Annotated in this window: 1 pseudogene; it reads right to left on the bottom strand. The window is 70.7% G+C overall.

The window, feature by feature from the left end:
• Nucleotides 1-744: pseudogene (locus C3481_RS16110) on the bottom strand (aconitase family protein); the annotation flags it as partial.

Here is a 744-nt window from a genome sequence, read left to right as displayed (position 1 = left end):
GGCGACACCAGGTGGGTACGACCGCCCTTGCCCTGCCGGCCCTCGAAGTTGCGGTTGGAGGTGGAGGCGGAGCGCTCGCCCGGGGCCAGCTGGTCGGGGTTCATGCCGAGGCACATCGGAGCAGCCCGCGTGCCGCCATTCGGCGCCGGCCTCCTTGAAGACCACGTCCAGGCCCTCGGAGACGGCCTGGAGACCCACGCGCGCGGAGCCGGGGACGACCAGCATCCGTACGCCGTCGGCGACTTTGCGGCCCCGCAGGATGTCGGCGGCGGCGCGCAGGTCCTCGATGCGGCCGTTGGTGCAGGAGCCTACGAAGACGGTGTCCACACCGATGGACCGCAGCGGCTGTCCTGCCTCCAACCCCATGTATTCCAGGGCCTTTTCGGCGGCCAGGCGCTCCGAAGCGTCTTCGTACGAAGCCGGGTCGGGGACGTGCGCCGAAAGCGGTGCGCCCTGGCCGGGGTTGGTGCCCCAGGTGACGAACGGCGACAGCTCGGCGGCGTCGATGACGACCTCGGCGTCGAAGACGGCGTCCTCGTCGGTCCGCAGCGTCTTCCAGTACGCGACGGCCGCGTCCCAGTCGGCGCCCTCGGGGGCGTGCGGACGGCCCTTGAGGTAGTCGAAGGTGGTCTCGTCGGGGGCGATCATGCCCGCCCGGGCACCGGCCTCGATCGACATGTTGCAGATGGTCATCCGGGCCTCCATCGAGAGCTTCTCGATGGCGGAGCCGCGGTACTCCAGGAT

The organism is Microbacterium sp. Ru50 (genome assembly GCF_002920555.1).
GTDB lineage: Bacteria > Actinomycetota > Actinomycetes > Actinomycetales > Microbacteriaceae > Microbacterium > Microbacterium arborescens.
Note: the sequence above shows the minus strand (reverse complement) of the source record. Positions and strands in the feature narration are given on the sequence as shown.